Source organism: Metabacillus idriensis (genome assembly GCF_009674765.1).
GTDB lineage: Bacteria > Bacillota > Bacilli > Bacillales > Bacillaceae > Bacillus_P > Bacillus_P idriensis.
In genome coordinates this window covers 222,131-248,095 of sequence record NZ_WKKF01000003.1, presented here as the reverse complement: position 1 = coordinate 248,095, position 25,965 = coordinate 222,131, and the positions used below count along the sequence as shown (strand labels likewise).

Below are 25,965 nucleotides of genomic sequence, written 5' to 3'. Positions count from 1 at the left end.
GATAAAGGAGCCGATCATATGACGACACCAGCAACCTGGAAGAAAGCAGACGATTATTTTATTTCTAAACTTCATTCCGCTGACCCGGATATGTCTTACATCCTTAAGGCAAACGAAGAGGCGGGGCTGCCTGAGATTGATGTGGCGCCTAACCAGGGCAAGCAGCTTTATTTGCTTGCGAAGATGAAGGGTGCGAAAAGGATTCTTGAAATAGGAACGCTCGGCGGCTACAGCAGTATTTGGCTGGCGCGTGCGCTGCCTGAAGACGGACAGCTTATCACGCTTGAATATGAAGAGAAGCATGCGAAGGTTGCCATGGAAAATATGAAAAAAGCCGGTCTTGATCATAAAATTGAAATTATTGTTGGAGCCGCGCTTTATACGCTTCCTGCACTCCAGGATCAGGAACCGTTTGATTTTATCTTTATTGATGCGGATAAAGTCAATTATCCAGGCTATTTTGAATGGGCAATAAAGCTTTCTAAACCAGGAACCGTTATCTTGGGAGACAATGTGGTCCGCGGCGGAAAGGTTATCGATGAAAACAGCGGGGACGAGAATGTGAACGGTGTCCGAACGCTGATGGATTTGCTTTCAGAGGAGCCTGGAATCGAGGCGACGGCTATTCAGACGGTGGGAAGCAAAGGGTACGACGGATTTGTGCTTGGGATTGTCAAATAAAAAGGGTAAAGCTGCTGAACAATGGCAGCTTCTTTTTTTGTGAAAGAATAACAAATTATTGTTTGGGATGTTACTTAAATTTAAGCCTGGTGCAGGTAGCTTCAAAATGATGAAAATACCCTCATTCACCAGACTATACATGAAGTAGAGCATTACATAGATTGTAGGTATATCAGGAAGTATGTTCTTATAAGATTCATTTATATAAAAACTGAATCGATTGAGAGATGAATTCCGATCTCAAATAGGAATTTGTCCGGTCCTCATAATACTCTCTCTCATGGACAAGATATAGACAACGAAAACGTATTATGGAGGCGGGCAGAGTGAAAGTGTTATCAATGATTCAGCCATGGGCAAGTCTTTTTGTGCTCGGAGAGGTCAAATATGAAACAAGGTCATGGCGCACAGCCTATCGCGGGACGCTGGCCATTCACACGAGTAAAAAAATGGATAAGACAGCCTGCAGACATGCAGGCATCCAAGCTTTGCTGGGCAAGCATGGGTATACCGAAAATAAACTTCCATCGGGCAAAATTATTGCAGTTTGCAGACTTGAAAAGTGCCTTAGGGTTATAGAAAATAATCAGGAATCGGCAATTTTGGAAGATGGACGGATTGTCACAGGCAATGATTTTTTCCTGGGAGACTACAGAGTGGGAGGCTATGTGTGGGAAGTTGAGGACATGCAGCAGCTGGATGAATATATCCCTGCAAAAGGAAGGCTTGGATTATGGGAGCATAAGGTATAGGTTACATTCTGATTGAGTCTTTCTCGAATGGCTTAAATGGAAAAATATAAATCCGCTGCAAACGTGGATCCCAACAACCGCAAAGTGTTAGGCAAGCTCAGATCCTGATAAATAGTACCCTTTTCCTTTTTGAATAGAAGAATTTGGTTGTAGCTGGTCAATTCCTGTTTGATCTGCTTAATATCAGTAAGCATGGTACTTCGGCTAACCAGAAAACGGTCAAGAAACGTTGTAAGATAAACTGGTTTTCCCTTGTAAGAATCATCACTGCGGCCGTATAATTTACGTAAAAGGATATTGCTAGAATAAAAGAAAAGTTAGACGGATTTGTTCTAGTAAATGTAAAATGGTACAATCTGCCCGTTCATCAAAATAAAAAGAAACAGGAACTTGGTATCTGTAAAAAGAATTATTAAGTAAATATTAAATAGACAGGGAGACAGCACATGACATACTACATTTTAAAAGAAGATAGTCTGTACAGCAAAAATATCGTCAATCAAAAACTCTATGAGTACAATTCCCTGCACTTTCCGGAGGATTTAAACGGCAGGTATGAAGAAGTTAACTTGTATCTCAAAGATGAAAATGACATGGTCCGCGGAGGGATCTTAGGAGAAATCTGCTGGAACTGGCTTGAGATTCATACTCTGATGATCGATGAGGACCTGCGTCATTCAGGTCACGGATCAAAGCTTCTGGCAGAAGCGGAAAATCTAGCTAAACTTAAAAAATGCGACTTTGTAAAAGTTGATACCCTCAGCTTTCAGGCAGTGGATTTTTACAAAAAGCACGGGTACGAAGTGTACGGCACGCTTGATGGAGTTGGAAGAGACTTTAAGCACCACTATTTGAAAAAGGACCTGTAAAGGAGCGAAGTTTGTGGCGTATGAATTGAAAACAAAAGAAACCGACAATAGTGTACTTGAGTTTATTGAGGCGGTTGATTCTGCTAAGAAGCGTGAGGATGCTTACGAGCTGCTGGACATCTTTACAGAAACGACTGGCTATGAGGCTAAAATGTGGGGACCAAGCATCATTGGCTTTGGTTCGTATCATTACAAATATGCGTCGGGTCATGAAGGGGATGCACCGCTTGTCGGCTTTTCACCCCGCAAAGCTAAAATCAGCCTTTACTTTGCACCAGGTGAAACGAAGCGGGATGAGCTCTTAAAAGAGTTTGGAAAGCATACGACCGGGAAGGCTTGCGTCTACATAAACAAGGTGGCTGATATTGATATTGAGGTGCTGAGGAAACTGATTCAGCAGTCTGTCACTTTTTTAAAGGAAACATATCCGGATCAGTAATCAGAAGAGGCGGGCCTTATTAAAAGGTCCGCCTTCTTTTATTCACCGTTCTGCTTGGCAGGTCTGATAGCATACAAAAAGCAGGAAAATCCGGCACAGAGGAAAAGAAAGATAATGAAGTTCATAAATGGAGGTGCATAAAATCCTACAAACCCCTGAAGAAATTAAAACAAAAAGCCGAATGAAAAATAGATGGCTGAAGCAATATGTTTCATAAAGGACATCTCTCCATATTTATGGAATGATATAGATATATTCCCTGAATTTTGAAACTTTCCGCTTTGAACATTCGTAGATAGTCATATAAGGAGCGGATGAAAATGAGTGCTGAAAAAAAGAATCAAACGGGTTTGGCCCTTAGCATTGCACTTGGAGCAGGTATTGGAATCGCGCTTGATAATATTGGAATGGGAATTGCTATCGGGATTGTTTTTGGAATCGCATTCGGGTCTTCAAAAAAGTAAATCGCAAGCTTAATGTTTTTGATGCACAATGCCTCTTTTTAAGAAAAAGCAGTCGAGCCAATTGGAGGGACAGCAATGAAAGATAATACAAGAAAAGAAGTATGGAGCTGGATCAAATCAATCGTATTTGCCGTCGTGATTGCATTGATCTGCAGAGAATTTCTGTTTGCGCCTGTTGTTGTGGAAGGAAAGTCCATGCAGCCGACGTTTCAGGATCAAAACAGGCTGATCATTTCTAAAACAAGTGGAATTCAGCGTTTTGACATGGTGGTCTTTCACTCACCAGAACGGGGAAAAGATTACATCAAGCGTGTCATCGGACTTCCTGGTGATACAGTTGAAATGAGACAGGATACTTTGTACATTAACGGAAAGAAATACGATGAGCCTTATTTAGATGCATCTAAAAAGAACCTCCCTTATAATGAACAGCTGACGGAAGACTTTCAGACCATCGTTCCAGAAGACGCATACTTTGTGATGGGAGATAACCGACGGCAAAGCAGGGACAGCCGCGAGATAGGCCCAATTTCTGAAAAGGAAATGATCGGCGAAGTAAAGCTGCGTTTTTTTCCATTAAATCAAGCAGGTATTCCTGAATAGATCCGGTCACCTCTATTGCACCTGAAGCAGTGGAGGTTTTCTTTTTGTAAAAATGACAATCCAAGGAACAATCTTCTGTTTTTACCTTTTTTACTGTTAAAAATTGTATAATTTGGTTGTGAAGAACTAATTTGCGGAGGGATGCAAATGGAAGAGTTCATGAAAGCTGCGATTGTGACAGGAGGGGCTTCAGGGATAGGCAAGGCGCTATGCAGGGAGCTCATTGCAAGAAACGTGTTCGTCATCCTGGCAGACATTGATGAGTCTGAGGGGAAAAAGACGGAATCCGAGTTTAACCAAAGCGAAACTGTCTCAAGATTTGTTCGTTTGGATGTCACTGATTATAAACATGTAGAACAACTGATCGAAGAGACGTTCCAGGAGTTCGGCCGGCTTGACTATATGTTTAACAATGCGGGAATTGCCATGTACGGTGAGCTTTATGATATGTCCATCGACCACTGGAAAACGATTATGGACGTCAATGTTTGGGGAGTCATCAACGGCACCCAGGCAGTCTATCCCATGATGAAAAAGCAAGGTTTCGGCCACATTGTCAACACCGCATCCGCAGCAGGACTTGGACCCGCACCAGTCTCATCCGCTTATTCCGCAACAAAGCATGCCGTTGTAGGTCTTACAACATCCCTGCATTACGAAGCTCTGGCACATGGTGTAAAAATAAGCACCCTTTGCCCGGCATTCGTCGATACGCCTATTTTCTCAAAAGCAACAGCCCTCAATATTAATAAAGACATGATGGCAGAACAAATGAAAAAGCAAAAAATGATGACGCCTGAGAAACTCGCAAAGCTTGCGATTGATGGTGTGCATAAAAATCAGCCGGTCATCTGTCCGATGCCTCTAAGAAAAACCATGGATTTCTTCTTTTTAATCGTGCCTTCAGCCCATAAAGCCCTGATGAGGCTCGTCTGCAAAGTAAGCAGGCAGGCGAGGGTGAGCTGATAAATGAAAGTGCTGTCATTAATTGATGACAGCTCCTTTTTTATGAAGCTTTTTCTTTTTCCACGGTTTCCAGATTGAGATAATGATAATAAAAATGGTAATCGCAATCTGAAAAATGACGGCATACTCCCTTATTGCATGATTATGAATGAAGTTGGCATTAGTTAATGCTGCGCTTCCTTCAGTCTCAAGCAGAGCCATATTTGACATCATCAGTTTATCCACGACAAAAATGCCAATGAAAGTCTGCAATGCTGTAATTAAGCGCAAAAGAGCTCATAATTCCGCCTAAGAATATGGAAATGAGCAGAATGTGAGCAATTTTGAGCCATTTTAATCCGGCTGGGCCAGCTTTTTTCAAGAAGATCCTCCTTTCGGCATTTTATGAAACCTACTTCAGTCTATCAATAGAAAAGAAAGATCGGGATGACCTGCAGATGCATTCATGGATAGGGGGGAGACTGATTTTAAAAAGGAAGATAAGTCTATTTGAGAGTTTGGTGCTTTCGTATGATATCTGGGCACATTACAATATATACGTTTATGCCGGATATTTAATGGGGAATTTCAATAGTAAACATTTGGAATGGAGGGACCCAAAAATGGATCCTGCACAATTGGCTCAAAGGGAGGCATACTCTTCCCGCAATCTTCTTTCAGGCATCTTGTTTGGTCTGGGACTTGTCGCTTTTATTGATGAAACCATCTTTCATCAGCTTCTTCACTGGCATCATTTTTATGATAAATCGACAACGGATATCGGTTTGGTTTCGGATGGTTTGTTTCATGCATTCAGCTGGCTTGCGACAATCGGAGGGTTATTTTTGTTTGCAGACCTCAGACGCCGGAATGGCTTATGGCTAAAGAGATGGTGGGGCGGCGTCTTATTCGGAGCAGGCGCATTTCAATTGTATGATGGCACCGTTCAGCATAAGCTGATGGGGCTTCACCAGATTCGCTATGTGGACAATGTGTACATATATGATTGGATCTGGAATATCATTGCAGCCTTGATGCTGATTGCCGGCATCATTCTCATCATCCAGACAAAAAAGCGGAAGGCTGACTAGAATGCATCATTCCCATCATGTAATCGGAATCGGCCTTCAATTGCTTATGGCCCTGCCATATGTTATGGCTTTGGTTTTGTATGTCGCGGCTGTCTTGATCTCTAATCGCAGCCGCAGAAAGTGGCCTGTTTACCGAACTGTTTTCTGGTTTATTGGGATTCTTTGCGCAGTTGCTGCTGTGAGCGGTCCTCTAGCTAATCGTGCCCACATGGATTTCACCGCACACATGCTCGGACATTTGCTTCTCGGCATGTTGGCGCCGCTGCTTATGGCTCTTGCCGCACCAATGACACTCTTTTTACGAACCATAAAAGTGAACCAGGCAAGACGGCTTACTGGTTTGCTGAAAAGCGGTCCAGTCCGCGTTCTAAGTAACCCGGTTACGGCTGCTTTATTGAATGTGGGAGGACTTTGGGTCCTTTATACAACGGATTTATACGTAGCCATGCATGAGAACATCCTGCTCCATGCCGTCATCCATCTTCATGTTTTTTTAGCAGGTTATTTATTTACTGTATCTATGATTTACATTGATCCGGCGCCGCACAGGACGAGCTATGTATATCGCGCAATTGTCTTGGTGCTTGCACTCGGAGGCCACGGAATCTTGTCAAAGTACATCTATGCTCACCCGCCAAACGGAGTGCCGGCAGATCAGGCTGAAGCTTCCGGAATGCTGATGTACTACGGTGGAGATGTGATTGATATTGTGCTTATTTTTATCCTCTGCCTTCAATGGTACAGGGCAGCGCGTCCTCGTATCGGGGAGCTATCGCTAAATTAGAAATGAGGTAATCTGCATGACTTCCTTTTGGACAGAAGAAAACGTCAAATCGACTCTTCCTAAAAGAGAAACTTCAGCTCACAAAGGCACGTACGGAACGGGTCTTCTTTTAGCGGGAAGCGAGGACATGCCGGGAGCTGCGCTGCTTTCAGGTCTTGGTGCGATGCGCAGCGGGATCGGGAAGCTTGAGATTGGCACAGTCGAAGAAGTCATTCCGTATGTTGTCCCGATTTTGCCGGAAGCGACTTATTTAAGAAATGGATTGCAGAAAACAGCAGAAGACAACGTCGATTTGGATAAGTACAAAGCGATAGCGGCAGGGCCTGGCTTAGAGCCAGTTGAAGAAACGGAAAAGGCCATTCATCAGCTGCTGAAACTGGATTGCCCCGTATTGCTGGATGCTGGGGCGCTGTCTGAGAGATCGTATAAGAAAAGACAATCACCTGTTATTCTGACTCCACATCCTGGAGAGTTTTCAAAAATTACGGGTGTTGATGTCAAAGAACTGCAGCAAAACCGCCCGCACCTTGCCTCCGTTTGGGCGAAGAAGCTAGGTGTGACAATTGTTCTAAAAGGAAACGAGACGATTTGCGCTTTCCCGAATGGGGAAGTCTGGGCAAATCCGACAGGGAACAGCGCGCTTGCAAAAGGCGGCACAGGCGATACTTTAACAGGAATGATGCTTGGAATGCTGTGCTGCCATAAGGACTGGAAGCATGCCGTCTTAAATGCTGTTTACCTTCACGGAGCATGCGCAGATAAATGGTCTGAAAAGAGGTCGGCACATACGATGCTTGCCCATGAGTTAACGGAGCTGCTTCCTGAGGTTTGGAAGAGGTTTGAGTAATCCCGCAATAATAGAAAGGTTGATAAAGAGTGTCCCGTCATAAGAATGGGGACACTCTTTTTTGAATCCTTTCCATTTCCGGCCGAATCCTTTCTTTTTCACCAGATTTTACTTGCCCTAATCAGCCCCTTACTTGCCGAAATAGCTAAAATACTTTCTTTTTTCCAAGCGTCTCCTAGCCCGGCAAGGCCGTTATCTTTTAAAACCAAAATCCAAATATCCGCAAATATCCCGATTACAGCCGATTATTCCGGTTTAAACCGATTCGCTGATAGGTAACCCATCAATGATAACGCTTCCTTTCACTATCTCGGCCTATTCCTTATGAATGTCCTGTATTCCCTTGAATCTCTCTCTCAGCATGTTACGATTATAACCGTTGAAAAAAACGAACGGACACGAACAGAGATTTTTGAGGGGGCTCATTATGTTAAGAGAAAAATCAGTTGCGTTTTTAGGTGCAGGTTCGATGGCAGAATCAATGATTTCAGGGATTGTACAAGTCGGAAGCATCCCTGCAGAAAATGTTTATGTAACAAATAGAAGCAATCAATTGCGTCTTAAAGAAATGAATCATGTTTATGGTGTAAACGCGGTACAGCAGGATGCACTGCCATATGAAGAAATCGATTTGTTTATCCTGGCGATGAAGCCGCAGGGTGCAGCAGATGCACTTCGGGCACTGAAGGATAAAGTAAGAGCGGATCAGGTTGTGATTTCTGTTTTAGCTGGTATTTCTACAGAGTTTATGGAAGATCATTTAAACCTGAATCAGCAGGTTGTGCGCGTGATGCCGAATACGTCGAGCATGATCCAGGAATCAGCTACAGCGCTAAGCCCTGGAAGACATACCGCTATGGATAACGTACTTGCGGTGAAAGAACTGCTCAGCTGTATGGGAAAAGTCTTCTTAATAGAAGAGGAGCAGATGGATATTTTCACGGGAATCGCAGGAAGCGGTCCGGCTTACTTCTATTATTTAATGGAGCATATGGAACAGGCGGGCGTTGAAAAAGGAATGGACGAAGAGATGGTACGCGAGATTGTTGCTCAAACCATTCTTGGCGCAGCGAAAATGATTATGGCAAACGACGAAGCACCAGAGAGTTTAAGAAAAAAAGTGACTTCACCAAATGGAACAACAGCATCAGGACTTGAGGCATTGCGGAAAAATAATGGCGGAAAAGCCATTTCACAGGCGATACATCATGCGGCAAAACGTTCGAAAGAGCTGAATGAAGAAATGGCAGGAGCATTGGTGACGTCTTAACCCGAATGTACTAGATAAGGTTAGACACAGATTCTCAGGAGGGATAGGATGTTAAAAGAAGAGAAAAAGATAAAAAGAGTTGTTATTAAGATCGGAAGCAGCTCTCTGACAAGTATGCACGGCGAGGTAAGCCGAAGAAAGCTTGAGAAGCTGGCAGATCAGATTGTCGAACTCAAGGATGCGGGCTATGAAACGGTTGTAGTTTCTTCAGGAGCCGTGGCAGCGGGCTACCGCAAGCTTGGATGCATTCAGCGGCCGTCAGCGCTGCCTGAAAAGCAGGCCGCAGCTTCCATCGGACAGGGCCTGTTAATGGAATCTTATTCAGAACTCTTTTTATCTCACGGATACGTCGCTTCACAGCTTTTGATTACAAGAAGCGATTTTTCCGATGAAACACGCTACGGAAATATGAAAAATACGATGAATGTGCTGCTTGAACGCGGCATTATTCCGATCGTAAATGAAAATGATACTGTAACAGTCGACCGTTTGAAATTTGGAGATAATGATACCCTTTCTGCTAAGGTTGCAGCTTTGATCGGCGCAGATCTGCTGATTATTTTATCCGATATCGATGGACTTTATAATGATAATCCTAACAGCAATCCGGATGCTTTGCTTCTTGAAAAAGTAGACGCGATCACACCGGAAATTGAAGCAGCAGCCGGCGGTTCAGGAAGCGCAGTCGGAACAGGCGGCATGAAGTCTAAAATTGCAGCCTTTAAGATTGCGATGGCATCAGGCATTCAATCTTTCTTAGGGAAATCAAGCACTAGAAATATCTTGATGGATGCTGTAAACGGAACAGCGAAAGGCACGTATTTTGAACCGAAGCCGAATGCGTTCAATCTTGATAAGAAAAAACAATGGATCGCATTCCATTCTGGTCCTGAAGGCAAGATTATGATTTCGAATAAAGCGAAAACAGCCATCATCGATAATCAGCGAAACATTTATCCGATCGATATACAGGAAGTGAACGGACGCTTTAATGATGGCGCGGTCGTGACAATTCTTGATGAAGACGGAGAAGAATTCGGTCTTGGCAGAATCAACTTTTCAACGGAAAACTTAAAAAGAGATATTCATAATGAAACAACGGCAGCGATTGATCAGGAGACATTTGTTTGCTCTCTCGATTTTTCAATAAAGGTGCCAAGCTAAAAATGAACGGGAGGCGTTTTGATGAGTATTGCAGCTCTTAAACCAATGACGGTGGAAGAACAGGCAATCACAGCGAAAAAAGCACAGAAAGCATTAAGCTTGTTAACGACAGAGGAAAAAAATGAAGCTCTTAGAATTGTGGCAAATGAATTAGAAAAAGAATACCAAGTGATTTTGGATGCCAATAAAGAAGACTTGGATAAGGGCAGAGAAAAAGGGTTTGATGAGGCCTACATGGATCGTTTGGCTCTTAATCAAGATCGTATCGGCGATTTTGCAGAGGGTCTGCGTCAGGTGGCTGATCTTCCTGATCCAACTGGGGATGTTTTGTCAAACTGGACTCTTGAAAACGGCTTAAAGGTAGAAGAAGTCCGCGTTTCTCTAGGCGTCATCGGCATGATTTACGAGGCGCGCCCAAATGTAACGGCAGATGCGGCAGGACTTGCGCTTAAATCAGGTAATGCGATTGTGCTGAAAGGCGGCTCGTCTGCACTATCATCAAACAAAAAGATTGTGGAAGTGATGCACCGTGCGCTTGAGAAAACGAAAATTCCGAAAGAAGCCGTTCAGTTTATCGCTTCAACGGATCGCGCGGCAACACAGCAGCTTTTCACAATGAAGGAGCATATTGACGTTCTGATTCCAAGAGGCGGCGCTTCTTTAATCAAGGCGGTTGTTGAAAATGCAACAGTACCTGTTTTAGAGACTGGAGTAGGAAACTGCCATATTTATTTTGATAAAGAAGCTGACACGGATAAGGCGCTGAACATTCTCATCAATGCCAAAACAGACCGTCCTGCAGTATGTAATGCAGCGGAAACACTGATTGTTCATCGTGACTGGCTTCTTGAAAATAAAGAAGCACTTGCAGATGCTGTGAAAAAGCATGGCATTACCATTCATGGAGACAAGGAAGCAGCCGATGCTCTTCCAAATGTGATTCCTGCAAATGAAGAAGACTGGGCGGGCGAATATTTAAGCCTGGATCTTGCAATTAAAACAGTAAGCAATCTTGATGAAGCTATTGATCATATCGATCAGTACGGCACGAAGCATTCAGAAGCAATCATCACAGAAAACGCGGAAACAGCTAAGCGTTTTATGCACTTAGTCGATGCTGCAGCCCTTTATCATAATGCTTCAACAAGATTTACAGATGGCAGCGCGCTTGGATTCGGCGCAGAAATCGGCATCTCCACACAAAAGCTCCATGCACGCGGACCGATGGGCTTGCCGGCGCTGACAACGATTAAATATATGATGACGGGGAATGGACAAGTTAGGTAAATATCGAATAACATTTAAAAACGCCCGATTTTGGGCGTTTTTACTTTGCTTTATAAATGAGTTAAAAAAACTAGGATTTCTATTTGATTACCTTAGTTAAAGAATTTTTTGGTTTTGGGTACTCATACAACCGCTATGATTACCTTACAGCTTTGGGGAATCTAAAAAATGTTAAAATAACAAAAAGGATACCAATTGCTGCGCAATTTGGTACCCTTTTTCATTTCCACTTTGAATTTACCTCTACGGTTTTTTACCTATTGTTAGTTATTGCTTTCATCCGTATCATCATAATAAGTTCCTGCGCCTTGCTGTGCATTGAAGTTCCAGTTAACTTGAAGCTTGTCGCCCTGGAATTGATTTTGATCCTGTCCGTTGTCAACAAACTCAAACAGAACGAAGATTTTTTCTTTGCCGCCAGCCGGTATGCCGTCAGGCTTTGTTGTGCTGCCGACGAAAGTATCAATTTGAGTTAAGTCTGGCGTCTGATTTTGCAGGTCGGCTAGGGTTGTTTCCACGACTGCATTTGTTGCGCTGCTCGTGTTGTACATAATCGTAACTTTAATGTGTTTGGCGAGATCATCTGTGTTGTCGCCTTTCCAGTCCTCTACAGAATACTGAGTATTTAATAGGACTTTATGGATGTCTAATGTCCCGTTGTTTTCAAGAGTGAATTCACGGTACACTTCATCTCCTGGTTTAATGTTGTTTACATTGACGACAAGGTTAGGGTTAACGCCAAGATCCAATGTTCCTGCTGCAAACGTATTTTTCGTTTCTACTGTGTCACTGAAGTACGCAAAGGTTCCTCCGCTGACTAAAGATAGTCCAAGTGCTGCCGTCATTACCCCGCTGCTTATTTTCTTAACAAAACTCATTTCTTCATCCCCTTTAATTGTTATGTAAGCAAAATTTATTAAACTCATATGCAATGTGATACATAGGAGGTCTAACCGGCTTTTGTCAGTTCCATTTCCTTTACTGCAGTGAAAATCGTGCGAAATGCAGAGAGTATCAACAGGGCGCCTGGAACGATTAATAGAAGAGCTGATCCCGCTTTTGAGTTTGCATAATTCATAGCGTATCCTGCATAAGGAATTGTAAATCCGCTGTATTCCCCAATAATTTGTCCAGGCTGCACTGTCCACATATCAGGTCCGTTATTATTATCACCCTTTGTTTGATACGCAGCTTGCCCATTTTGATCGATAACTTTGATGACTCTGTGGGTAATCAGCTTTTCGTCCATTTGAAAAGTAATAATATCGCCTTTTTTATAAGTGAACGGATCTTTTCCAAGTTTGATGGAGATGACAGACCCTGTTTGGAACACAGGTTCCATCGATCCTGATAAGACAGCTTTCAATTGATGGCCCATAATTGCGGGCTCTCCGCCGGTCAAGCGGGAAGAAAGGACGATGAACGCTAAAGAGCAGATGATCAGGATGAATATCCCGCTCAGACTATTTTTCACTAGTTTCGTTATCACTTTCAGCTGCCTCCTTTTGGACGGATGCCTGATTTTCCATCTCTTTTATCTGTTTAACAAGAGAAGTTTGAAAATCTTCTATCCGCTGATAATCAATGAACTTTTCTGCTTCTTTTATAATTTTGCCGACGGCTTTTACCCCTTTTGCAACGTAATCTAGTGGTTTGCCGTTTTCTGAAGCGGACTGCTTCTGATAGGAGAGCAATTCTATATAGAGGCTGTCCAGTTCTTCCTGTTCGGCAGCTAGCTCTTCTTCAATGGCTTCAAGCTCGGCAAGTGTTCCGTGCAATTCTTCCAGAGTGCCGCCCTCTGACTGTTCAGGGATACGATTGTATGATTGAATCATCTTCTCTCCGATTTGCCGGGCTTGTTTTTCCATTAACTGAACGCCCTCTGGAAAAAGAACGGCTGCTGAGATAGTTAGCGGGGCGGGTGAAGTCTGGCTGCTGAAAACAGCTTCTGTTTCACCGATGAGCTGTGTGCCTGTATAAAATCCGATACAGCACAAGCATGGCAGCGAAAGTAGTTTAGGCAGTATTCCTTTCATTTCCGAAACCTCCAGGACAAGCGGTGTGCTACTGCCTTAATTATTACTGAATGATCCTAAAATTGTTATGGGGTTATTTTTCAAGAAAAAGAACCAAGGATTTTGTCGTTTTTCATCATTTCTTAGGAAATAACGCAAAAACAAGGCATTAAAATAACCCAATTGACTTAAATGAGAATATTCACAATAATTCAAATTGTTACAGCAGCACAATTCGAATAAGGGGTGAAGGATTTGAAAAGGAAAAACAAAGGGAAAAAAGCCGTGATACCAGCAGTATTAGCTTTATCCGTTGTGCTGGGCGGGATCGCACTGCCGACAGCTAATGCACATGCCGCTGAAACAACGGTTCTGTTTGAAGCGGAAGGGTTAAGTAAACAAGCGGTTGTCAAAGCATTTCTTCAGTCTAAAGTAGCGGATTCCGGGGCTCGTTCAGCAACAACATCCGGCGAGCAATTCAAGATTATCAGCGAACAGGCAGATCTGGCGACAAATACATATCACGTGCGTACAGTTGAGCAATACAACGGCATTCCTATCTATGGATCTGGCCAAAGTGTTGCCCTTGATGCAGAAAACAACGTGTATGCTTCGTTTGGAGATGTTACGCAAAAATTAGCCCGTGCAATCATACCGACTGAGCCTGTTTTATCAAAAGAGGAAGCAGTGGAGATTGCAAAAGAAGGCGTCGTATCGGAAATAGGAGAAGTTAAGGGTTATGACGGCATTGATTCCGAATTAACGATTTACAAGCATGAAGGAAAATACTACTTAACATACTTGGTCAAAGCTTCTACTTCCATCCCTGCTCCTGGTTATTTCCATTACTTCGTTGATGCTTTAACTGGAGATGTAGTGGAGAGCTTTAATGCTGTTCATGAAGCGGATTTGCCGTCTGTTTCTCCGGTGAATTCAAGAGGCTTGGATGTTACTGGTACGATGCAGTCGTTCCTTGCTGTGAAGGATCTGGCAAGTGGGACAAGCTACTTGCATGGGGCTGCTGCTTCTGGAGGGAATGTGGTTGATGTTCACACTTACAACGCGAAGAGAATGGGGGAAACTCCGTTTATACTCCTCTCTGCTCTTTTAGGATATACAGGCCAAGAGGTCACAACGAAGACCAGCTTCTTTGCAGATCCGGCGGCTGTTTCAGCACATGTCAACTCGATTAAAGTAAATAATTACTATCAAACCATGCATAAGCGCAACAGCTTAGATGGCAATGGCATGAAGCTTGTCAGCACTGTTCATATTGGGGAGAAATGGAACAATGCTGCGTGGAACGGAAAGCAAATGCTGTATGGAGACGGTGACGGCGTTCAGTTCAGCTCGCTTGCAGGAGGACTTGATGTGGCAGGACATGAAATGACACATGGTGTAATATCTAATACAGCCAACATGACGTATCAGGATGAATCCGGCGCCATCAACGAATCAATTGCAGATATTTTCGGGGCATTGGCAGAAATGCATGCAAGTGGTTCCGCAAGCGCACCTGAATGGGAGATGGGTGAGGACATTTTCACACCTAATAAACCTGGTGACGGTGGCCTGCGCTCACTAAGCGATCCTACGAAAACAAAGCTGAGCACAGCCTATCTCCCTTCAGGCCATTATCCTGATCATTACAATGACCGCTACTTAGGCACTTTAGACAAAGGCGGAGTCCATATTAACAGCAGCATCAACAACAAAGCAGCCTACCTGATCTCTGAAGGCGGCGAGCACTACGGAATTACTGTAACAGGCATCACTCGCCAAAAAACAGAAAAAATCTACTACCGTGCTTTAACGAAATATCTCACTCCTTCATCAGGCTTCAAAGAAATGCGCCAGGCTGCGATTCAGTCAGCAAGAGATCTTTATCCAGACCGCAGTGGCCAGCCATCTGCTGAAACAAAAGCTGTCATTGCAGCGTATGATTCTGTTGGAGTTCCGGCTGAATAATTTTTTGAAAAACCATGGACTACAGTCTATGGTTTTTCTTTGAATAAATTCTGGCAATTTCATAGTTCGATGGTCACGTTCAGAAGTTTTCAAAGATGTGTCTAAATCCTCATCCCTCAAGCAGGGAAAACGTCGTAAAATGGATACATTTATATAGATGTTTTTTACAGACGGGGATAGGGAGAGATGTGTATGCTAGAAGGAGAAATTATTAAATTTTACCGAAAAAGAGCAGGACTCACACAAGAACAATTGGGTAAAGATATCTGCACCGCTACACATGTAAGTAAAATTGAGAGGGGGCATACTCAGTATTCAGAGGAAATCATTGACTTATTTTCTGCCCGCTTACATATCGATATTAAAAAAGAAATCGAAAACCTCCAAAACATAGAGAAAAAGCTCCACCAATGGCATTCGTCCATCATCATGCTGAGAAAGAAAGAAGCGGACAAAATCAAAACAGAACTCGAACGCCTGCCCTTTATCAGCTCCTCAAATCATGGCGTCTTCTATCAATTGCTGCTTGCAAGATATTACATTTTGAACAAAGAAGGCGAAAAAGCCTTCACCATCGTTCAGCATATTCAGAAGGAAAATCCCCAGTCTTCACCCTACGAGAGAAATCTTCTTCAGCACGTGATTGGGCTGTGCTACCTGGAAAAGTACAACAATTTCAGCAGTGAAAACCGGAATAAAGCAATCGAAGCAATGAAAGGCATTCATCCGCAGGACTACCCGAACAGAGAATACCATTATCATTTGGCTGTCGCGTATCACTGGGTTGAATCAAAAACGATGGCCTATCTGCATGCTGAAAAAGCCCTTCATTTTTTTAAAGAAACAAATAATTTTTTCCGTGCGATTCAATCTGAAGCTGTTATGCTTTTGCAAAAAGAAAGTGCGACCAAAGCTGAATTAGATCTTAAAATAGCGCGTTATCATCAATTAATTGAGGATTGCGATGCCATTTCAGCTGATGAAATCAAAGCGATGCTGCTCCACAATGCTGGACTTGAATGCTTTAAAAGAAAAGAATATGCCTCTGCGCATCCATTTTATAAAAGTGCTCTTAAAATGGCGGATAAAAACAAGGTTATTTATCTGAACAGGCTCTACAATTATGCAGATAACTGCATGGAAGGCAAGCTCATTCCTCAAAAATCTTTGCTTAAATTGGCTGAAGACGGGCTTGCCTCAGCGAAGAAAATGAACAGCATCCTGTATAAAATTCTCTTTACGCTCCTTAGCTACAAGATAAAAAATGCGTTTGAAGAGTATTATTTATATATTGAAGAGAGCGGTCTGCCTTTTTTTCAAACGAACAATCAAAAAACAATGATTGATAAATTCGGAAAACAGCTTTATACCCATTACACAGAAACAGAACAGTATGAAAAAGCAGTCCGGATTGCGGATGGCTTTATTCAGCAGCAGTAAAAGTGAGGTGCCCGTGCAGCTCCTTTTTTTCATTTCTAAAATATTGCGCCCTTATACAAAATTTCATGTCTGAAGAATGATGAAAAGTCACGCTAAACTAAGTGTAGGTTCATCATTTTTAAGGGGAGGGAAAAGAATTTGAAAAAAGGAATGGCGATCATGATGTGTGGTCTGCTCATGCTTTCAGGCAGCATTTATGCACAGGCAGGAGAAAAGGAAGAGAAAAAAGGAGAAGCGATGAAAAAAAAGCAGTGGTCTCTTGTATGGTCAGATGAATTCAGTGGAACCGAAATTGACAGAAGCAAATGGAACTTTGACTTGGGCAACTGGATTGTTGATGCTGACGGGAAAGGAATTGCATCAGGCTGGGGAAATAACGAGAAGGAATTTTATACGGACTCAAAAGAAAACGCTTACACAAAAGATGGAAAGTTGATTATTAAAGCAAAGAAGGAACAAACATCCGATCAATTTGGCACGTATGACTATACGTCGGCTAAGGTGAAAACAAAGGGACATTTCAGCCACAAATACGGACGCTATGAAATCAAGGCGAAGCTTCCTGCTGGAAAGGGACTATGGCCGGCGATCTGGATGCTTCCCGAAGAAGATAAGTATGGTTCATGGGCTGCTTCTGGAGAAATTGACATTATGGAGTCCTGGGGAAGCAAACCTAACCTTGTAGCCGGAACAATTCATTATGGGGAAGGATGGCCGAACAACAAATACACGGGCAAGGAATATCATTTTAAAGATAACAGCACAGTCACCGACTGGCATACGTACGCCCTTGAATGGGAGCCTGGCGAGCTTCGCTGGTATGTGGACGGTGAGCTTTATCAAACTCAAAACAAGTGGTATTCAAAAGGAAAAGACAATGCGGCGAATTTTGCCTATCCAGCGCCATTTGACCAGAATTTCTATTTAATCATGAATCTTGCAGTCGGAGGATGGTTTGACGGAGATCCGGATGCGTCAACAACTTTTCCTCAGCAAATGGAAATCGATTATGTCCGTGTGTTTGACTTGAAAAATGGAAACTACGCTGACCCTGTTGAGCCCAAACTTGAACCTGTCCGGCTCCCGGCAAATGCGAAGCAGCCCTTGGCAGATGGAAACTTCATTTACGATTCAGCTTATGAACAGCCGATTACGGATATTGCGGCAGGGGAAGTTGCTTTGAACAAGGAATATTGGAACTTCGTTCATCTCCCGGACTTTGGAGGAGCAGGGGCGGTTTCGGTTGAACAGGTATCGGGGATGAATTTTGCCAAAACCTCGATTTCTAATCCTGGAAGTCAGCTTTACTCGCTCCAATTGATTCAAAACCTTTCACTTGGACAAGGAGGGAAATATAGAGTCAGCTTTGATGCAAAATCAACTGCTCCCCGCAGCTTGATGGTAAAAGCTGGTGCGGGTCCTGACAGAGGCTGGGTCAAATACTCGAATGAAGAGTCCTTCAACCTGTCTGATCAGCTTCAGTCCTATGAATTTACGTTTGACATGCTGAATGAAACAGACATTGAGGCACGGCTCGAATTTAACTTAGGCGGAAATGGGACAAATCCTGTGTGGATCGGAAATGTCAGAGTGGAGGATGTAACCGGTGAGGCACAGGATGAGAACGCCTCAAAGCAGCCGCTTCCAGACGGCAACTATATCTACAACGGAACATTTGATCAGGGACGCATGGACCGGATGATTTTCTGGAATGTAAAAACAGATGATGCTAAAGCAGAAGCAAGCGTTAACGAGAGCTCAAGAGAACTGAAAGTGGACATTAAAAAATCGGGCAAGAGCTCTGAGTCTGTTCAGGTTTTACAAAAAGGGGTTCAATTGATCAAGGGAAATGAATATAAGGCGATTTTTAAAGCACGTGCAACGAAACCAAGAGACATTCAGCTGGATGTCCTGAGCAAAGACGGCACTGTCAGTTATTCAGAACCTAAAATCGTTCAGCTTTCCTCAAAAATGGAAGAAAAAACGGTTGAGTTTACGATGACGGATGAGCTCAGCGATCTCGAAGGCCAGCTGATTTTCAACATGGGAGGAGCTAAGGGAGATGTCTTCCTTGACGATATTGTCCTCCTTAAAACGACAGATAAAATCGACTATGGAAATATCGATTTGTTTCCATTGAAAAATGGCGATTTCAGTAACGGCTTGACCTCATGGGGCTCCTATATCCACTACGATGCAGCGGCTATGATTGCTGCTGACAGCGGAAAAGCAGAGATTGCCATTACAAACGAAGGCAATGAACCGTGGAGCCTCATCTTACAGCAGGAAAATATGAAGCTTGCAAAAGGGGCAGTTTACGAAGTATCGTTTGAAGCACGTTCGACTAAGCCGCGCGAGGCAGAGCTTACAGTTGAAAATGTGCAATATACAAGGTTTCTAAGTGAAAAGCTTCCTTTAGCCGATGAAATGCAGACGTATTCTTTCGAATTCACGATGCCGTCGGATGACATTGCTGCGATGAAATTTTTGTTAGGAAAGACGTTGGGTTCTCCACTTGGAGCTCATGCAATAGAAATCGATAATGTGGTATTAAAAGTTAAACAATAAATAATGAAGCAGAATCTCAGGTGGTGAGATTCTGCTTTTTTAATGAAAATGGAAATTTTTATAAAAACAGGTTTATCTCTATATGAGCGGGTGGTAATAGATAATTGGGATATTTTTCTTCTTATTCATCATTACTAAGTCCTAATGATTTCTTAGTAAGGACTATTATCTGTCTAATACCAGTACTTTTCTCGCATGAATGCCTGAACAATCAGCCTTAGAAAATGTTACTGGAGACTTATGGAAATTGGAAATTGAATCTAGTAACATTTTCTTATATGTGCAAAAAAGGAACCATTATGTAGAAATATGAAGGATATACATAGAAAAACGCAAGAAATGAAGAGGTGAAAATATGAATTCAGAACACGTCAGAGCCCTTGCAAGGGTGTTTCAGGAAGCTTCAGATTCCGTGAAAGACCAGGAAGAAAAATTGCTTCAAGACATTAACAATAATGCAGCTACATGGAGCGGTAAAAGCAGAAACAAATTTGATTCCGCTATGGACGAAGCCCAGATTCTGTTCCAACGACACTCAGACAACCTCTACGACATCAGCCGCGAGCTCGAAGCCGCCGCCGACTCTGTTGACCGGGTGAGGGAAGAGATTGAAAGACAAGAAGAATTAGAGAGGCTTGAGAGAATTCTCCGTTTGAAGAAATTAGATGTGCAGTAGGAAGGTTGGGATGCAGCATGAACCATCGTTATGACCATGATCCGAATTTTAATCGGAAAAAGAAAAAGAAAAAGGTAGACGAACGCCAAGGAATGAATGACGGCTGTGTTCCTGGATGCGTTGACTTTTTTATTATTCCCATACAGATTGGCATTGTTGCCTATCAGTTGATACAAATTGTTTAAATGAATTTCAGTATTGAGGTGCTTTCTGAGTAATCGATTTGTACCGGGTAATGATGGTTGTTTACCAAGTTGTCTTGATATATTTTTATTACCTTTACAGATGGGAATATTAGGATATTATTTCAATCAATTTATTTAATGATGTTTTAATTTAGGATAATAGAAATATGCTGAGGTGCGGAATGAGCAATAACGGTAGAACAAGATAAGAAGTAAAGAAGAAGCTGCCGATGCTGCAAGGGGCGGCTGTATGTTGCCAGGATGTATAGATTTTTTTATTATTCCTTTACAGGTTGCCATATTAGGTTATCAATTTTTTTATCTTATATAATTTATCTGAAAAACAAGGTAGTTGGGAGTTGAAACTCTATGTCTAATCAAATATCGGTTAACCCGGATAAGTTAGATGAACTTGCAAATTCATTTGTAGCCAAACTTTCTGAAATTGAAGCTGAATACAAACAGCTTCATTTGGAACTTGCTAATCTTATCATGAGTGCTCCGGCTGAATACCAGCATTGCTTTTATCAAGTTGGCGATACATGGTCAACGGGAAATGCTCTAGTTGATTATCTTAGCAATCTTGAATTTGACATTCGGTCAAGTGCAAATAAATTTGCAGAAGCTGATAATTTAATAGGAAAGTTATATAAACTTCATGAAAACTACGGTGCAATAACAGCTCTTGGTGCACTTTCTGCGAGACAGGCTGCATATTACGGTATAGGCCTGACTAAATTTATGAAGAATGCAGACGATGTATACTCTTTTCGACATATGGGAGTCTTAAACGCTTTGTCAGATGTCATTGATAATTCAAAGTTCAAAAAAATAGCTAGAGGTTACCTTCGTTTTAGTTTTATATCAAAAAAATACAACGGTTATTCTTTTGCTGATTTACTTCATAAAAAATATGCTAAATATTTGCCTGGCGAAGCTGTCGATTTTACAAATGACTCCAGGTCTCTTTACAGAAAAATTAAAAATAGCAGTGTAGACACAGATACATTAAAATCATTTGGGAAGTCTGCTTGGAAATTTGCAAAAGTCAACGGGCCAATAACATTTGCTGTTACAGCAGGTGCCTCAGGGGTAGGCATGGGTTTAAAGATATCTGAAAACTATGCTAAATATGGTAATAATCCTGAGGTTTTAAAGCGTGAAAATGCAAAAGCTGTTGGTACTGCAGTAAATGATACTTTCGTAATTGGGGGAGCGTCGATCGCCGGTGCTGTAGTAGGAGGAGCTTTAGGAAGCTTAGTTGGTCCAGTTGGCACTGTAGTTGGCTCTGCTGCCGGATCATTTATTGGCGGAGTAATAGGCGAAAAAGTAGCAAAGTTTACTGCTCCTTATGCGGAAAAAGCAGCAATTGCTTTTAAAGAACCTATTCATACAGTTGTTTCGGGATTGAAATCTGGATTTGAGAAAGCAGGGAAAGCAGTAGATGTATTCAATACTGGGGTTGAATATGCGAATAAGCAAATCAAGGAAACATTAGGAGATCCAATTGGAAAAGCAAAAGAAATTGGCGAAGGATTCTCAAAAGCAAAAGATACAGCTAAATCGCTTTTGGGGGGAGCTGCGAACTTTGTTAAAGGCAAATTTTCGTTTGGATAAGGAGGAGGAAATATGAATACTATTAAACTTAGTATAGAGGAATTGATTTTCTCATTTTATAGTGAAGGGCTTTATGAGCAAGGAATCTCATTAAAAGAGGCTTTCTTTTCAGATATAAATGACAGTGAACTTCAAATGATGCTAGAAATTGCATCTAGATCATTGATGGCGAAGGATATGATAAAAGAAGTAAACGGCCATTATAAACTAAAAGATGAATACACTGGTTACATTCAGATTTTAAGTCATGCAGAATGCACTATTCAATTTTCCAAGTTTTCGCCCGATTTGTCGAAGGAAGAGGCATTATCCATTCATATTCATAATGGGAAAGTATTTGCACATGAAGTGCTGTACGATCAGCAGATTCATACTATTAACAAGCTAAGTGAAAAAGAGGCTAATCAGCTGATCACCAGCAGATTCTCTCATAAAACTCTTCCTAAAGACAGAAAAATCATTACTACTTTAACAAACGAGAATTTTGAACAGCTTTTAGAAGAAGTTAGTCAAACGACCCTTTTATCCAGTGATCGTACTGATAAATGGATTTCACAGATTCAACCTGTCGATGCTGATTTATTTACTGATTTTATCAATGATATGTTCAGCCGAAAAGCAAGATTGGACAGCATGCTCCTTCTAACCTACGATAATAATAACAATCCGAGCGTTGCAGACTTATGTTTTGTCATTCCTGGTAAGGAAACAGATTGGCTAATTTCAAAAAATCCGGAAAATCAATTTAATTTAGAGAGTGCAAGCAAAGATTTCTTGGAAAGTTTCGTACCGTCCTCTATATTTAAATTAAGGGCCAGCAGCTTTTAAGTTAAAAGGAGGAAGAAGATTTGATAAATCTAACAACATCAGGTAATACGATCAAAATAAAGGGAAGTAAATTCTATTATGGAATTTTGGCTGCTTTTATACTTGGCGGTTTACTTGGAACAGGCTATTTAATCATAGAAGGTTTGAAATTCAATTCCACTTTCTCAATATTGTGGGTAGGCGGAGGTTTTATCTTTTTTCCTATCTTTCTCTATTTGTTTCTATGGTTTCTTCCTGGTCTCATTCCTGGTAAAGTGCTCATTTCGCTAGTCCAAGGTGAAAATGGCTATTTAGTTACCAAAAAAGGAAACGTTTCGTTTCAAAATATCCAGCAAATTAATTTAGTGCGTAATTCTCTTAATTTAGTCAACAGCATCGTTATTGAAACCTTTGATCGAAAAGTATATAAAATACCTACTTATGATTTGGTTGATGAAGTCGATTATGCTGTCATTGTAGATAAATATATTTTCCCCCATATGACTAGTGAGGCAAAGGCGGTATGGGACCGCAAAGTAAACCTAGAAAAGTTATATAAGGAAGTACAGTATGAGAGAGAAACCGGTATTAAGGGTTAATGAGTGTGTATCAATTGCCTTATAGAAAAATAATAATAAGCAAAATAATTGGCCAGTATAACAGCTGGCCAATTATTTAATAATGACAGCCAATTAAGAACTTAATTCTTCATAATAGAACAAAGAGGAGAGGTTCTTAGCTGGAACTTCCTTCATTACATAGAAATATCACTTTACTTAGCAGGGAGTGTGATTCTTTTTGCTAAACCTGCAAAAAGAAAACAACAGCGTCAAAATAAAAGGCTCCAAGTTTATGTATGTATGGATGCTTCTTGCTACCTTTGGTGGGCTTGCAGCTTGTTTCTTTCTCATCATAAATGGTTTTAAATTAGATTCAAAGTACTCGTTTTTTTACCTTGGAGGAGGCTTTTTGCTTTTTCCAATCTTTCTATATCTTACACTATGGTCACTTCCGGGGTTTGTACCGGGAAAAACGCTGCTTGTTCTGACAGAAGGCTCAAGCGGCTTCATTATGACAAAGAAAAACAAAATTCCCTTTTCAAATATACGGAGCATCCTTATTGTAAGAAATCCGCTTAACCTGATAAATGATATCTCATCGAAACGTTTCAGGGTGAGGTAAGCAAAATCCGGACTTACAACTTAATTGACGACACAGACTTTGCCATTTTGGTAGATCAATTTGTTTACCCGAATATGAGAGAAGATGCAAAGGAAGTCTGGGACCGCCACGTGAACTTAAGTGAATTGTTTGAGGATGCAAAACATGAGCGGAAAACAAACGTTTAGTCTTTGTAACGCAGACTAAAATGAAGCAGGCAGGAAAAACAAATGTTATTTCCTGCCTGCTTTTTTCTGTAGGATCTTTTCGTAAACTTTGTAGTAGGTTGCAGCGGAAGGAACGGACAACATTTATAATCGAAAAAAACAATTTTTGTGATAACAGACTTTCTGGACTCCCCGTATTCCAACCGAATACGGTTTTTTTATCCCCAAAACGAACAAAAATCCCCTCTGGATCACTTTGTAATCACCTTGTAACAAAATTGACTTTTTTGTCTTAAATCTCTTTGAAATCTTCTGAAAATCCCGCCATTTCAGGATTTTATGAAGAAGATTCCGAAATGTGATGCGGAAATAATGGAGAATGATGGAAAGCAATTTCATCTATTATCCAGCCCATGTTTTAACCCGTGTTTTAAAAGGTATATCCCAAGTAACAAAGCGATTAGGGCTTGCCCAAATTTACATCGTCAATGAAAGGAGCTAATAAAGAAATGAGTATTCAAAAAAGTAATGACAGTTCGAGTTTAGCGGAAGTTATTGACCGGATTCTTGATAAAGGAATTGTAATTGATGCATTTGCCAGAGTGTCGCTTGTAGGAATTGAAATTTTAACGATTGAAGCACGGGTTGTGATTGCCAGCGTCGACACATGGCTGCGATATGCAGAGGCTGTCGGATTGCTGCGTGATGAGGTGCAGGAGGAAGGTCTTGCAAATCGTCAAAAGAATGAACGGGACACACAATCAGCTTTTAACTTTTAAATAAATGAATCACTACTATATATAGAAATGGGGACAAATCATGGCGAGCAAAGATAAGAAAGAAAAAATGGAAAATCAGGAAGAATCGAATCAGCAGGAAGAACAGAATCAAGATGAGAAGCAGCATAACTCTTTAAATTATGCCATTTTAGGCGGAGTCGTTGGAGCCGGTATCGGATTGCTTTCAAGTCCTGAGACAAGCAAAAAAGTGTTTAACAGTCTTGGTCAATCAGAAGTAGTAAGAGTTGCCGGGAAGGAATTAAGAAGAACGGCACAGGAAATCATTACTGAGCAGGCAATGGTTGCACTCAGACAGACAGCAACAGGCTATCTTGATAAAGGAAACTTAAGCAGCCTGCTTGCTCCGAAAAAGAAAAAAGAAGCTGCTCCGGAAAATGAAAAAAGTGAAGAAAAGGAATTAGACTCTTCACAGTATGATGAGCTGAAAGAAGAAAACAAAAACATGAATGACCAGCTTCAGCGGATTGAAGAAATGCTGAATCAGCTAATTGAAGCAAAGAAATAAAGTGATCTGCCCTGGAAGGGGTGATTAGATGGATAAAATGAAAAAAGCCGCTTTAAAAGCCGGTAAAGAAATCATAAAACATACGCCTGAACCTATTAAAGAAAAGGTTGAGGATAAGGTAAAAGAAAAGGCGAAGGAAAAATTCGTCGAGAAAACAGAAGAAAAGCTGCAGGAGAAAGCAAATGCAGCTGCTGAAAAGCTCGGCCATGCTAAAGACGAGAACGCAGATAAAGTCCATGGCAAAGCGGAAGAAGCAAAAGAGAAAGTGCAGGATGTCCTGCTGTCTGTAAGGGATAAGCTTGGCAATGTGAAAGAAGCAGGAGAAGATTTTCAAGAGAAGATTTCTTCTAAAGACGATAAGAAAAAAGTTAAAGGCTATAAAGGCATCAAAGGCGTCAATCAGATTAAAAGCTCCACAGATATAAAAAGCTCTACGAAGATCAAAAGTTCCAATGACATTAAATCTTCAACAGATATTAAAACCATTGGATCTTAACTGAGAGGAGAAAAAAGAAATGTCGATTCAAAAGAGCAACAACAGTTCGAGTTTAGCAGAGGTTATTGACCGGATTTTAGATAAAGGGATCGTAATTGACGCATTTGCAAGAGTCTCAGTTGTAGGAATTGAGATTTTAACGATTGAAGCGCGTGTCGTTATTGCCAGTGTTGATACATGGTTGCGTTATGCAGAAGCGGTAGGTCTTCTTCGTGATGAAGTCGAGGAAAAAGGTCTCCCTGCACAATCGAATGAAAGAAGTTCACAGTTTAGTATTTAAGATGTTCAGGGCATGGAGCCATACACAAAATGGCTCCTGCTTCTTACCTTGAAACGGCTGAAGGAACAATCGGAGGCGACACAA

Annotated in this window: 31 protein-coding genes; 27 read left to right on the top strand and 4 right to left on the bottom strand. The window is 41.6% G+C overall.

The window, feature by feature from the left end:
• Positions 1-18 precede the first annotated feature (18 nt).
• The 7 genes from GJU41_RS14200 (at position 19) to GJU41_RS14175 (ending at position 4,774) form a co-directional block, all read left to right on the top strand.
• Entirely contained in the window at positions 19-681 is a 663-nt protein-coding gene (locus GJU41_RS14200) for an O-methyltransferase (protein WP_070879535.1), read from the top strand.
• A gap of 326 nt (positions 682-1,007) precedes the next feature.
• Complete coding sequence (locus GJU41_RS14195; protein WP_070879536.1) at positions 1,008-1,433, top strand: ASCH domain-containing protein; 426 nt, start codon at positions 1,008-1,010, stop codon at positions 1,431-1,433.
• Positions 1,434-1,879: 446 nt separating this feature from the next.
• Positions 1,880-2,302 (top strand): GNAT family N-acetyltransferase, encoded by a 423-nt coding sequence (locus tag GJU41_RS14190; protein WP_070879537.1) that lies wholly within the window; start codon positions 1,880-1,882, stop codon positions 2,300-2,302.
• Between the two features lie 13 nt (positions 2,303-2,315).
• Positions 2,316-2,741, top strand: a complete 426-nt coding sequence (locus GJU41_RS14185; protein WP_070879538.1) for a DUF1801 domain-containing protein — start codon at positions 2,316-2,318, stop codon at positions 2,739-2,741.
• Positions 2,742-3,061: 320 nt separating this feature from the next.
• Entirely contained in the window at positions 3,062-3,205 is a 144-nt protein-coding gene (locus tag GJU41_RS24675; protein WP_170292802.1) for a glycine zipper domain-containing protein, read from the top strand.
• 75 nt (positions 3,206-3,280) lie between these two features.
• Entirely contained in the window at positions 3,281-3,808 is a 528-nt protein-coding gene (gene lepB, locus GJU41_RS14180; protein WP_070879539.1) for a signal peptidase I, read from the top strand.
• Positions 3,809-3,955: 147 nt separating this feature from the next.
• Complete coding sequence (locus GJU41_RS14175) at positions 3,956-4,774, top strand: SDR family NAD(P)-dependent oxidoreductase (RefSeq protein WP_154318999.1); 819 nt, start codon at positions 3,956-3,958, stop codon at positions 4,772-4,774.
• An 18-nt stretch (positions 4,775-4,792) separates the two neighbouring features.
• On the opposite strand, the gene GJU41_RS14170 is transcribed toward GJU41_RS14175, so the two are convergent.
• A complete protein-coding gene (locus tag GJU41_RS14170) occupies positions 4,793-5,044 on the bottom strand; it encodes a hypothetical protein (RefSeq protein WP_224771181.1) in 252 nt (83 codons plus the stop codon).
• A gap of 332 nt (positions 5,045-5,376) precedes the next feature.
• On the opposite strand from GJU41_RS14170, the gene GJU41_RS14165 reads away from it, so the two are divergent.
• The 6 genes from GJU41_RS14165 to GJU41_RS14140 all read left to right on the top strand — a co-directional run bounded on the left by GJU41_RS14165 (position 5,377) and on the right by GJU41_RS14140 (position 11,196).
• Positions 5,377-5,844, top strand: a complete 468-nt coding sequence (locus GJU41_RS14165) for a DUF2243 domain-containing protein (protein ID WP_070879542.1) — start codon at positions 5,377-5,379, stop codon at positions 5,842-5,844.
• A gap of 1 nt (position 5,845) precedes the next feature.
• Positions 5,846-6,628, top strand: a complete 783-nt coding sequence (locus GJU41_RS14160; protein ID WP_070879543.1) for a cytochrome c oxidase assembly protein — start codon at positions 5,846-5,848, stop codon at positions 6,626-6,628.
• A 16-nt stretch (positions 6,629-6,644) separates the two neighbouring features.
• Complete coding sequence (locus GJU41_RS14155; protein WP_154318998.1) at positions 6,645-7,475, top strand: NAD(P)H-hydrate dehydratase; 831 nt, start codon at positions 6,645-6,647, stop codon at positions 7,473-7,475.
• A gap of 427 nt (positions 7,476-7,902) precedes the next feature.
• Positions 7,903-8,745: a pyrroline-5-carboxylate reductase gene (gene proC / locus GJU41_RS14150; protein WP_154318997.1), complete on the top strand. Its 843-nt coding sequence runs from the start codon at positions 7,903-7,905 to the stop codon at positions 8,743-8,745.
• Positions 8,746-8,793: 48 nt separating this feature from the next.
• Positions 8,794-9,909 (top strand): glutamate 5-kinase, encoded by a 1,116-nt coding sequence (gene proB, locus GJU41_RS14145; protein ID WP_070879546.1) that lies wholly within the window; start codon positions 8,794-8,796, stop codon positions 9,907-9,909.
• An 18-nt stretch (positions 9,910-9,927) separates the two neighbouring features.
• Complete coding sequence (locus tag GJU41_RS14140) at positions 9,928-11,196, top strand: glutamate-5-semialdehyde dehydrogenase (RefSeq protein WP_154318996.1); 1,269 nt, start codon at positions 9,928-9,930, stop codon at positions 11,194-11,196.
• A gap of 263 nt (positions 11,197-11,459) precedes the next feature.
• On the opposite strand, the gene GJU41_RS14135 is transcribed toward GJU41_RS14140, so the two are convergent.
• From GJU41_RS14135 to GJU41_RS14125, 3 genes are all read right to left on the bottom strand, one after another.
• Positions 11,460-12,074 carry a TasA family protein gene (locus tag GJU41_RS14135; protein ID WP_070879548.1) on the bottom strand — a complete coding sequence of 205 codons (615 nt, stop codon included), beginning with the start codon at positions 12,072-12,074 and terminating at the stop codon, positions 11,460-11,462.
• Positions 12,075-12,145: 71 nt separating this feature from the next.
• Positions 12,146-12,691, bottom strand: coding sequence for a signal peptidase I SipW (gene sipW / locus GJU41_RS14130; RefSeq protein WP_070879549.1), 546 nt, complete (start codon positions 12,689-12,691; stop codon positions 12,146-12,148).
• Positions 12,660-13,232 (bottom strand): DUF4047 domain-containing protein, encoded by a 573-nt coding sequence (locus tag GJU41_RS14125; RefSeq protein WP_070879550.1) that lies wholly within the window; start codon positions 13,230-13,232, stop codon positions 12,660-12,662. The genes sipW and GJU41_RS14125 overlap by 32 nt, the downstream gene beginning before the upstream one ends.
• Before the next feature lie 234 nt (positions 13,233-13,466).
• Between GJU41_RS14125 and GJU41_RS14120 the strand changes: the two genes are divergently transcribed.
• From GJU41_RS14120 to gvpJ, 14 genes are all read left to right on the top strand, one after another.
• Entirely contained in the window at positions 13,467-15,179 is a 1,713-nt protein-coding gene (locus GJU41_RS14120) for a M4 family metallopeptidase (protein ID WP_154318995.1), read from the top strand.
• A 192-nt stretch (positions 15,180-15,371) separates the two neighbouring features.
• A complete protein-coding gene (locus tag GJU41_RS14115) occupies positions 15,372-16,619 on the top strand; it encodes a helix-turn-helix domain-containing protein (RefSeq protein ID WP_070879552.1) in 1,248 nt (415 codons plus the stop codon).
• A gap of 138 nt (positions 16,620-16,757) precedes the next feature.
• Complete coding sequence (locus GJU41_RS14110; protein ID WP_224771433.1) at positions 16,758-19,187, top strand: carbohydrate binding domain-containing protein; 2,430 nt, start codon at positions 16,758-16,760, stop codon at positions 19,185-19,187.
• Between the two features lie 355 nt (positions 19,188-19,542).
• Complete coding sequence (locus GJU41_RS14105) at positions 19,543-19,863, top strand: WXG100 family type VII secretion target (protein WP_070879554.1); 321 nt, start codon at positions 19,543-19,545, stop codon at positions 19,861-19,863.
• 17 nt (positions 19,864-19,880) lie between these two features.
• Positions 19,881-20,048, top strand: a complete 168-nt coding sequence (locus tag GJU41_RS14100; RefSeq protein WP_154318994.1) for a hypothetical protein — start codon at positions 19,881-19,883, stop codon at positions 20,046-20,048.
• Between the two features lie 369 nt (positions 20,049-20,417).
• The gene (locus GJU41_RS14095) at positions 20,418-21,665 is read left to right on the top strand and encodes a hypothetical protein (RefSeq protein ID WP_070879555.1); all 1,248 of its coding nucleotides are present in this window, start codon (positions 20,418-20,420) and stop codon (positions 21,663-21,665) included.
• A 12-nt stretch (positions 21,666-21,677) separates the two neighbouring features.
• Positions 21,678-22,493, top strand: a complete 816-nt coding sequence (locus tag GJU41_RS14090; RefSeq protein ID WP_070879556.1) for a hypothetical protein — start codon at positions 21,678-21,680, stop codon at positions 22,491-22,493.
• Between the two features lie 20 nt (positions 22,494-22,513).
• Positions 22,514-23,071, top strand: coding sequence for a DUF5381 family protein (locus tag GJU41_RS14085; RefSeq protein WP_154318993.1), 558 nt, complete (start codon positions 22,514-22,516; stop codon positions 23,069-23,071).
• 199 nt (positions 23,072-23,270) lie between these two features.
• The gene (locus GJU41_RS14080; RefSeq protein ID WP_249042953.1) at positions 23,271-23,654 is read left to right on the top strand and encodes a DUF5381 family protein; all 384 of its coding nucleotides are present in this window, start codon (positions 23,271-23,273) and stop codon (positions 23,652-23,654) included.
• Complete coding sequence (locus tag GJU41_RS25255; RefSeq protein ID WP_318185824.1) at positions 23,630-23,821, top strand: DUF5381 family protein; 192 nt, start codon at positions 23,630-23,632, stop codon at positions 23,819-23,821. The genes GJU41_RS14080 and GJU41_RS25255 overlap by 25 nt, the downstream gene beginning before the upstream one ends.
• A gap of 488 nt (positions 23,822-24,309) precedes the next feature.
• Positions 24,310-24,579 (top strand): gas vesicle structural protein GvpA, encoded by a 270-nt coding sequence (gvpA, locus tag GJU41_RS14075; RefSeq protein ID WP_154318992.1) that lies wholly within the window; start codon positions 24,310-24,312, stop codon positions 24,577-24,579.
• A 40-nt stretch (positions 24,580-24,619) separates the two neighbouring features.
• Positions 24,620-25,105, top strand: coding sequence for a GvpT/GvpP family gas vesicle accessory protein (gvpT, locus tag GJU41_RS14070; RefSeq protein ID WP_224771432.1), 486 nt, complete (start codon positions 24,620-24,622; stop codon positions 25,103-25,105).
• A gap of 28 nt (positions 25,106-25,133) precedes the next feature.
• Entirely contained in the window at positions 25,134-25,601 is a 468-nt protein-coding gene (gvpQ, locus tag GJU41_RS14065; protein WP_070879558.1) for a gas vesicle protein GvpQ, read from the top strand.
• A gap of 19 nt (positions 25,602-25,620) precedes the next feature.
• On the top strand, positions 25,621-25,881 hold the full coding sequence (gene gvpJ / locus GJU41_RS14060; RefSeq protein ID WP_070879559.1) for a gas vesicle protein GvpJ: 261 nt from the start codon (positions 25,621-25,623) through the stop codon (positions 25,879-25,881).
• The last annotated feature ends 84 nt before the right edge of the window (positions 25,882-25,965 follow it).